General features: G+C 62.8%; 7 protein-coding genes and 1 tRNA gene. 4 read left to right on the forward strand and 4 right to left on the reverse strand.

Annotation, left to right across the window (positions count from 1 at the left end):
• Positions 1 to 39 precede the first annotated feature (39 nt).
• The gene (locus tag ACGYLO_RS03710) at positions 40 to 732 is read right to left on the reverse strand and encodes an SH3 domain-containing protein (RefSeq protein ID WP_271688314.1); all 693 of its coding nucleotides are present in this window, start codon (positions 730 to 732) and stop codon (positions 40 to 42) included.
• Positions 729 to 956: a hypothetical protein gene (locus ACGYLO_RS03715; RefSeq protein WP_271688313.1), complete on the reverse strand. Its 228-nt coding sequence runs from the start codon at positions 954 to 956 to the stop codon at positions 729 to 731. The genes ACGYLO_RS03710 and ACGYLO_RS03715 overlap by 4 nt, the downstream gene beginning before the upstream one ends.
• On the opposite strand from ACGYLO_RS03715, the gene ACGYLO_RS03720 reads away from it, so the two are divergent.
• The gene (locus tag ACGYLO_RS03720) at positions 946 to 3387 is read left to right on the forward strand and encodes a DNA topoisomerase IV subunit A (RefSeq protein ID WP_271688312.1); all 2442 of its coding nucleotides are present in this window, start codon (positions 946 to 948) and stop codon (positions 3385 to 3387) included. The two genes, ACGYLO_RS03715 and ACGYLO_RS03720, sit on opposite strands and share 11 nt — an antisense overlap.
• Before the next feature lie 25 nt (positions 3388 to 3412).
• Here the strand turns inward: ACGYLO_RS03720 and ACGYLO_RS03725 are convergent, their stop codons facing one another.
• Positions 3413 to 4771, reverse strand: a complete 1359-nt coding sequence (locus ACGYLO_RS03725; RefSeq protein ID WP_271688311.1) for a cytochrome P450 — start codon at positions 4769 to 4771, stop codon at positions 3413 to 3415.
• Positions 4772 to 4898: 127 nt separating this feature from the next.
• On the opposite strand from ACGYLO_RS03725, the gene ACGYLO_RS03730 reads away from it, so the two are divergent.
• Positions 4899 to 5477, forward strand: coding sequence for a hypothetical protein (locus ACGYLO_RS03730; RefSeq protein ID WP_067260571.1), 579 nt, complete (start codon positions 4899 to 4901; stop codon positions 5475 to 5477).
• Positions 5478 to 5639: 162 nt separating this feature from the next.
• Positions 5640 to 6815: an elongation factor Tu gene (gene tuf, locus ACGYLO_RS03735; RefSeq protein WP_067260569.1), complete on the forward strand. Its 1176-nt coding sequence runs from the start codon at positions 5640 to 5642 to the stop codon at positions 6813 to 6815.
• A gap of 205 nt (positions 6816 to 7020) precedes the next feature.
• Here the strand turns inward: tuf and ACGYLO_RS03740 are convergent, their stop codons facing one another.
• Positions 7021 to 7518, reverse strand: coding sequence for a DUF892 family protein (locus ACGYLO_RS03740; protein WP_067260565.1), 498 nt, complete (start codon positions 7516 to 7518; stop codon positions 7021 to 7023).
• Between the two features lie 143 nt (positions 7519 to 7661).
• On the opposite strand from ACGYLO_RS03740, the gene ACGYLO_RS03745 reads away from it, so the two are divergent.
• Positions 7662 to 7737: transfer RNA gene (locus ACGYLO_RS03745), tRNA-Trp, on the forward strand.
• Positions 7738 to 8176: the final 439 nt, after the last annotated feature.

The raw sequence follows: 8176 nt of genomic DNA on the forward strand, positions 1-8176 counted from the left end.
GAAAGGCCCTTCATCGCGCGATGCTATGAGATTGGCAAGTTAGCCGTTGTTGAGCAGGAAGTCGGCCATCCAGCCGGATTCGCTGCCGTCGACGCTGCGGAAACGCACCCAGCCTGCGCCATTGTCTTCGATCACTTCGACAGCGTCGCCTTTGCCGAGCTTGCCGACCACGCCGAAGTTGGTGCCCGGACCGCCGCGGACATTGACGCGGGTGCCGTTGACTTCGCGAATGTCGGCCTGGGTCGTGCTGACAAAGCTCGCGCCGTTGTCAGCGCCTTCGATCAGGCTCGGGATGACAGCGGGCGCATTGGCGCTTGGCGTCGTGTAAGCGGCCTTTTCCACTTTGGGGGCAGGGGTGCTGACGGCCTTGGCCTTCACCACTTTCGCCCCGGCACGGTCCGCAGGGGTGGCCACGGCCTTTTGCACCATCCCGTCATTGGCCTGCGGCAGGTCGCTTAGCGTCGTGAGGTTCAGCGCCACGCGGGTCGCTGTGGCATCACGCGCAGGGGTTCGTTCGGCGAAGGGGGTGATCGGGCTTTCCGCCTTGCGGGCCGCGTTCGCGGCGGTGGCAGTGACAAGGTTGGAAGAGGGGTTGGCGCTGGCGATCAGGGCTGCCTCAGCCGCTTCGGCGCTGGCCGTTTGCGAGCCTGCGGGCACGAAGTCGGCCCCGCCGCTCATCTCGTAGAATGCCCAGCCCATGAAACCAAATGTCAAAAAGATGAACCGTTTCATTTTTGCTGTTCCTCGTCCCGTGTCAAACCATGTTGTTGTTGAGAGACCAACGCGAAACTTCGCGAATGGTTCATTTCTGACTGGCAAGAATTCGCATAGCCGAAAAGTATTGCTTTTTTCTCACTTGAAACCGTGCCAGCGGCCATTTTAACGAGTCGTTTGCCGGTAATCTGTCGCTTGCCCGCTCTGGCGTGCTTGGCTAAAAGACCCGTCATGTCAGACACAAGCACACCCCCAGAACTCGACCCGAATGACCTGTCCGAGCCGCTGCGCCGCGCCTTGGGGGATCGTTACCTGACCTATGCGCTGAGCACGATCATGCACCGGGCGCTGCCCGATGCGCGCGACGGGCTGAAGCCGGTGCACCGCCGCATCCTCTACGCCATGCGCGAGCTGCGGCTGTCGTCCACCGGGGGCTTCCGCAAATCGGCAAAGATCTCGGGCGACGTGATGGGTAACTACCACCCGCACGGCGATGCCGCGATTTACGACGCGATGGCGCGTCTGGCGCAGGATTTCAACGTGCGCTACCCGCTGGTCGACGGGCAGGGCAATTTCGGCAACATCGACGGCGACAACCCCGCGGCCTCGCGCTACACCGAGGCGCGGATGACCGCCGTGGCCGAGGCCATGCTCGAAGGGCTGAACGAGAACGCCGTCGACTTCCGCGAAAACTACGACGGCACGCTGACCGAGCCTGCGGTGCTGCCCGCGCAGTTCCCGAACCTTCTGGCCAATGGCTCCTCGGGCATCGCCGTGGGCATGGCCACGAACATCCCGCCGCATAACATCGCCGAGCTTTGCGACGCCTGTATCCACCTGATCAAGACGCCGGACGCACGCGACGACACGCTCTTGAACTACGTCCCCGGCCCGGATTTCCCCACCGGCGGCATCATCGTCGAGCCGCCCGAGAACATCGCCAATGCTTATCGCACAGGCCGCGGCTCCTTCCGGCTACGCTGCCGCTGGGGGGTTGAGGATCTGGGCCGTGGCGCGTGGCAGATTGTCGTCACCGAGATTCCCTATCAGGTCCAGAAGTCCAAGCTGATCGAGAAGATCGCCGAACTGATCCAGACCAAGAAGATCCCGATTCTCGCCGACATCCGCGACGAATCTGCCGAAGACATCCGCATGATCATTGAGCCGCGCTCGAAGAACGTCGATCCGAACGTGCTCATGGGGATGCTGTTCCGCAACTCCGATCTAGAGGTGCGCTTCTCGCTCAATATGAACGTGCTGATCGACGGGCAGACGCCCAAGGTCTGTTCGCTCAAGGAAGTGCTGCGCGCTTTCCTCGACCACCGGCGCGAGGTGCTGCAACGCCGTTCTCGGCACCGGATGGACAAGATTGACCACCGGCTTGAGGTGTTGCAGGGCCTGATCACGGCGTTTTTGAACCTCGACCGGGTGATTGAGATCATCCGCTACGACGAAGACCCCAAGGCCGCGTTGATGTACGAGGATTGGAGCCGCGCGCATCAGGAAACGCTGACCCGCGCCATGGACGAAACCGCTTACGTCTCGCCGCTGGCGGGGGTCGATGTCTCGAAACTGGCGGTCATCGCCGATGCCGAGGCGCAGGCCACCGGCGTGCTGGCTGAAAGTGGTGAGACCCGCGCGATCCCGCACAGCTACGCGGGCCGCGAGAACGGGCTCTCGGACGTGCAGGCCGAGGCGATTCTCAACATGCGCCTGCGGTCCTTGCGGCGTCTGGAAGAAGATGCGCTGGTGGCCGAGCGTGACGCGCTGATGACCGAACGTGCGGGGCTCGAAGACCTGCTGGAAAGCGAGGACCTGCAATGGTCCACCATCGCCGACCAGCTGCGCGCGACGAAAAAGCAGTTCGGCAAGGATTGGGTGATCGACGGCGTGAAGCGCGGCCAGCGTCTGACCGAATTCGACACCGCTGGAGAGGTCGAGGACGTGCCGATCGAGGCGATGATCGACCGCGAGCCGATCACCGTGGTCTGCAGCCAGATGGGCTGGATCCGCGCCATGACCGGCCATATCGACCTGAACCGCGAGTTGAAGTTCAAGGACGGCGACGGCCCGCGCTTCATCTTCCATGCCGAGACGACGGATCGGCTGCTGGTCTTTGGCTCGAACGGGCGGTTCTATACCGTCTCCGCCGCCAACCTGCCCGGCGGGCGCGGCATGGGCGAGCCGCTGCGCCTCATGGTCGATCTGCCCAACGAGGTGCAGATCGTCTCGCTCTTCATCCACCAGCCGGGGCGCAAGCTTTTGGTGGCCTCCACCGCGGGCGACGGTTTTGTCGTGCCTGAGGATGACGTTGTAGCCCAGACCCGCAGCGGCAAGCAGGTGCTCAACGTGCGCGGCGAGGGGGTCACGGCGCTGGTCTGTCACCCCGTCACCGGTGATAGCGTCGCCACGGTGGGCGAGAACCGCAAGGTGCTGGTCTTCGGCCTTGATGAGCTGCCCGAGATGGGCCGGGGCAAGGGCGTGCGGCTGCAGAAGTTCAAGGACGGCGGCCTGTCGGACGCCATCACCTTCACGCGCGAGGCGGGTCTCACTTGGCAAGACCCGGCGGGCCGCACGCGGACCGAGGCCGATCTGGCCGAATGGACCGGCAAGCGCGCAAGCTCGGGCCGCATGGCCCCCCGCGGCTTCCCGCGCGACAACAAGTTCACGTGAAACACCCGCGCCCTTCGGGGCGCGGTCAGTCCAGCGGCTCGGCGGTCATCCAGACGCCACCCTCGGGGCGCAGGGTCAGGATCATCACCGGCTCCGGGTCGCGGCCCGGCACCGGGGTGAATTTGAACCGCCCCAGCAGGGTGGCGAGGATGATCACCGCCTCCTGCAGCGCAAAGCTCGCCCCGATGCAGATGCGCGGACCGTCCCCGAAGGGCAGATAGGCGTAGCGGTCGATGGCCTTGCGATCGGCGAAGCGCTCAGGCCGAAAGGCGTCTGGGTCCTCCCAAAGCAACGCGTTGCGGCCGAGCGCGTAGATCGGGACCATCACCGTGTCCCCGGGTCGGATCTCGCGGTCGCAGAGCCTGTCGTGTTTCTGCGCCGTGCGCGAGATGATCCCGGCGGCGGGGTAGAGGCGCAGCGCCTCGTCGATGATCATCCGCACCAGCGGCAATTTATCCACGTCCTCGCCGGTACAGGCGCGGCCTTGAAGCACGGCGTGCACTTCGGCGCGGGCACGTTCTTGCATCTCGGGGTCAAAGCCCATCAGATACATCGACCAGGCCAGCGTCAGCGCCGTGGTTTCATGGCCCGCGACAATGAAGGTCAGCAGGTTGTCGCGTAACTCTCCGGTGTTCATCTGGCGCTTGGTCTTGGGGTCTTCGCCCTCCAGCAGCAGGTCCAGCAGATCGGGCGTGCCGTCATGGCCGCGCGCCACCCGCGCTTCGATCGCCTGATCGGCCATCGCCTTCATCTGCTTCAGCGCTTGGCCAGACATCATCCGCCCCGGGCGCGGCAGCCAGTCGGGCAGGCCGAGGATGTCGAAAAGGCTGATCTTGCCGGCCTCGGCGATATAGTCGTCGATGGCGCCATGCACCTTGTCGCGGTCGAAGGTGCCGTCGCCCGAGAAAGTCACGTCGCCGATCACGTCGAAGGTCGTCGTTACCATCTCGTCGAGCATGTTGACCGCGCGCGGCCCGGCGGCGGCGATGCGCTCGGCCGAGCGCGCGGCGGCGGCGCTCATGACGGGGGCGAGGTTGCGCACGTTGCGCTGCGAAAAGACGGGGGCGGCGGCGCGGCGCTGCCAACGCCAATGCGCGCCCTCGGCGATGAAGAGCGACTCACCGATGGCCGGGCGCAGCAGGTTCTTGGTGACGTCGGACTTCGGGTAGTCCTCCAACCGGTCGAGCAGTATCTGCCGGATCGCGCCGGGGTCCATCACCATATGCCAGCGCTTGCCGGTCTTGCCCGAGACCATGGGCTGCGTCGTGGCGATCTTGGGAATGATGCTCAGCACGTTGCGCCGCGCCATCTGCAGGCTGCCGAGCATGCCGACAGGCTCGGTAACGAGCGGCACGCGAACGGGCAGGGGGCGGGCTTGGGTCATCTTGCTGTCCTCACTCTCAGTCCAAGATAGACCGGCCCGGGGACTGCGCAACTGCGGCAAATGATTGCGCCCCTTGGGCCCATCGGCTACCCCTTTTCGAAACCTTAACACCCCTGAGGGATCGCCCATGCTGAGAGTTCTTGCCCTGTTGACCTTCGTCGCGACGCTGGCCGCCTGCAACGGGGCATCCGACCTCGACAAGGCGCCGACCCCGCTGGGGGATTTCAATCTGCACCACAATATCGTGGTGGCGCCCAAGGCGCAGAAGGGGCCGCTCAGCCGCGAGGTGAGCAAGGAAGAACTGGCCGAGGCCGTGCGCGCCGCCACCGCCGAACGCTTTGATCGCTACGAGGGCGAGCGGCTTTACCACTTCGGCATCAGCGTCGAGGGCTACGTGCTGGCCCAGCCGGGCATCCCGCTGGTCTTTGCCCCCAAATCGATCCTGATCCTCAACCTGACGGTCTGGGACGACGCCAAGAACAAAAAGCTGAACCCCGAGCCGCATCAGATCACTGTCTTCGAATCCCTCGATCAGGGGCCGGTGGTGGGCTCGGGCTATACCAAATCCGCCGAGGAGCAGCTGAAGAACCTCAGCCAGAACGCCGCCAAGGCGATTGAGACCTATCTGGTGAAGCAAAACCGCGAAGAGGGGTGGTTCAACGGCGGCACAGCCCTGTCCCCCGCCGGGGAGCCGGAGGATAAATAGACCATAGCCGAGGCGCGCCCGACCGATGCGGCAGGCCCACGGTGGGCTTTAAGTGGCGCCAAGACGCAAGTCTCGCTTGATTTTACCGCTCGAACCCAATACATCGCCCGCCAGATAGGGTTCGGGTCCCCGTTGGGGCCCCTCAATTAAAAGGGCGCCACCATGGCAAAGGCAAAGTTTGAACGCACCAAACCGCACGTCAACATCGGCACGATCGGCCACGTTGACCACGGTAAAACCACGCTGACCGCGGCGATCACCAAGTATTTCGGTGACTTCCAAGCGTATGACCAGATCGACGGCGCGCCCGAAGAGAAGGCCCGCGGCATCACCATCTCGACCGCGCACGTTGAGTATGAGACCGAGAATCGTCACTACGCCCACGTCGACTGCCCCGGCCACGCTGACTATGTGAAAAACATGATCACCGGTGCGGCGCAGATGGACGGCGCGATCCTGGTTGTGAACGCGGCCGACGGCCCGATGCCCCAGACCCGCGAGCACATCCTGCTCGGCCGTCAGGTTGGCATCCCCGCCATGGTCGTCTTCATGAACAAAGTTGACCAGGTTGACGACGAAGAGCTGCTCGAGCTCGTCGAGATGGAAATCCGCGAATTGCTGTCCTCCTACGACTACCCCGGCGACGACATCCCCGTCGTTGCAGGTTCCGCTCTGGCGGCGATGGAAGGCAACAAGCCCGAGATCGGTGAAGAGTCGATCAAGAAGCTGATGGCCGAAGTTGACGCCTACATCCCGACACCTGAGCGTGCCGTGGATCAGCCCTTCCTGATGCCCGTCGAAGACGTCTTCTCGATCTCCGGCCGTGGTACCGTTGTGACTGGCCGTGTCGAGCGTGGCGTGATCAACGTTGGCGACGAAATCGAAATCGTCGGCATCCGCGATACCAAGAAAACCACCTGCACCGGTGTGGAAATGTTCCGCAAGCTGCTGGACCGTGGTGAAGCAGGCGACAACATCGGCGCGCTGCTGCGTGGCGTTGAGCGTGACGGCGTTGAGCGCGGTCAGGTTCTCTGCAAGCCCGGCTCCGTGACACCGCACACCAAGTTCGAAGCCGAAGCCTACATCCTCACCAAAGAGGAAGGTGGCCGTCACACGCCGTTCTTCGCGAACTACCGTCCGCAGTTCTACTTCCGTACAACTGACGTGACCGGCACCGTTCAGCTGGCAGAAGGCACCGAGATGGTCATGCCGGGCGACAACGTGTCCTTCGGCGTTGAGCTGATCGCACCGATCGCCATGGAAAACGGCCTGCGCTTCGCGATCCGTGAAGGTGGCCGCACTGTTGGCGCGGGCGTCGTTTCCAAAATCACTGAGTGATTTTGAAACGGACCCGGTGGGCGGCAGTCGCTCCGCAGGAGCGATGAGAGCCCATCCCCTGGCCTGACCGGGGACCACGGTTCAGATATTCGAAAGGCCGCAGCTTTTGCTGCGGCCTTTTGCTTTGGCGGGGTATGCGACCCCCCTGAAACGAGAAAACCGGCTCCCGTAAGAGCCGGCTCTAATCATTCTAATTCAACCGCAATCAAGCGGCGTCAGCGTTCACGCCGCCTTTGGTCGCGATCTCTGTCATGCGGCGGTCACCATCATAGGTGTGATCAAGCTGCTCTTGCAGTTGTGCACCATCTTCATTTTCGCCCAGACGGTTGGCGAAAGCGACAACACATCCGTAGCCCGCCAGAGCATAGTGCACCATCCGCTGATACTGCGTGATGATCATCGCATCCCGGGCATCGCTGTCGCCAAAATCCTCCTCCAGCACATGTTTATGCGCCTCTTTCACAAGGCCCTCCATCCCGTGGCAGTGCTCGCCTTCCGGGTCGAGGTCATGTTTGGCGCAGATGGACTTCAGCACATCCATGCCCTTGGCGATTCCGTTGCTGCCGTCGATAAGCGCTTCGCTAAGTTCCTTGTCTTCTGCCGCACGGCCCAGAGCGTTGGTCGCTTCGAGCGATTGCTTGCAGGCAGAATAGAGGTCTTGCAGTTGGTCGGTGTAGACGTCTTTGAGATTGTTCATAGTCATCGGTCGTCCTCCAATTTCGGGCTTGGTTCGACGGGAAAACGTAAGCTGAGCGCTCAATGTTCCCCAAAGAAGAGAATATCGGCGGAAAGGCCAGATCTGCTCTTGATCCGCCGCCCGTTTGCGACTACCCAAGCCACCGGCATAGGGGTTTAGCTCAGTTGGTAGAGCATCGGTCTCCAAAACCGAGGGTCGTGGGTTCGAGTCCCTCAGCCCCTGCCACATTTCCTTAAATTAACGACGAAGCTGCGCGGCGTATCGTTCTTAGCGGAGTCCTGCATCCGTGAGGAGTAGGGCCGTGCCTTTGAGGCAATGGCGGTCGGCGGCAATCTATTCTTTATAAGTTTACCCACCCTAGGCCCGTCACCGCGCAAGTGTTCAGAGAGTCGCGCTGCCTCGCGGCGATTCACTCAGCATCCCCTCTATGGCGCTCCACTCGGAGATGATTCACGCGGTCATGGAGGGTTCTACCAGTGTCATGCTGCCATCGCGGCGAAGCGCAGGGCCGGTTCCTATGGAATTAGCACGCCATTTCAGCGCCTTGCCGAAAAGTTCCCCGAAATCTCATCTTTTCTCAACTTTCTGCTTGCGGCTTTGCCCCAGTAACCTTAGAACCCCCTCTACCGGCGGCGCTGAGACGCACCGCTGGGGCGCCAGACGG

The organism is Sulfitobacter sp. 1A13353 (assembly GCF_043557255.1).
GTDB lineage: Bacteria > Pseudomonadota > Alphaproteobacteria > Rhodobacterales > Rhodobacteraceae > Sulfitobacter > Sulfitobacter faviae.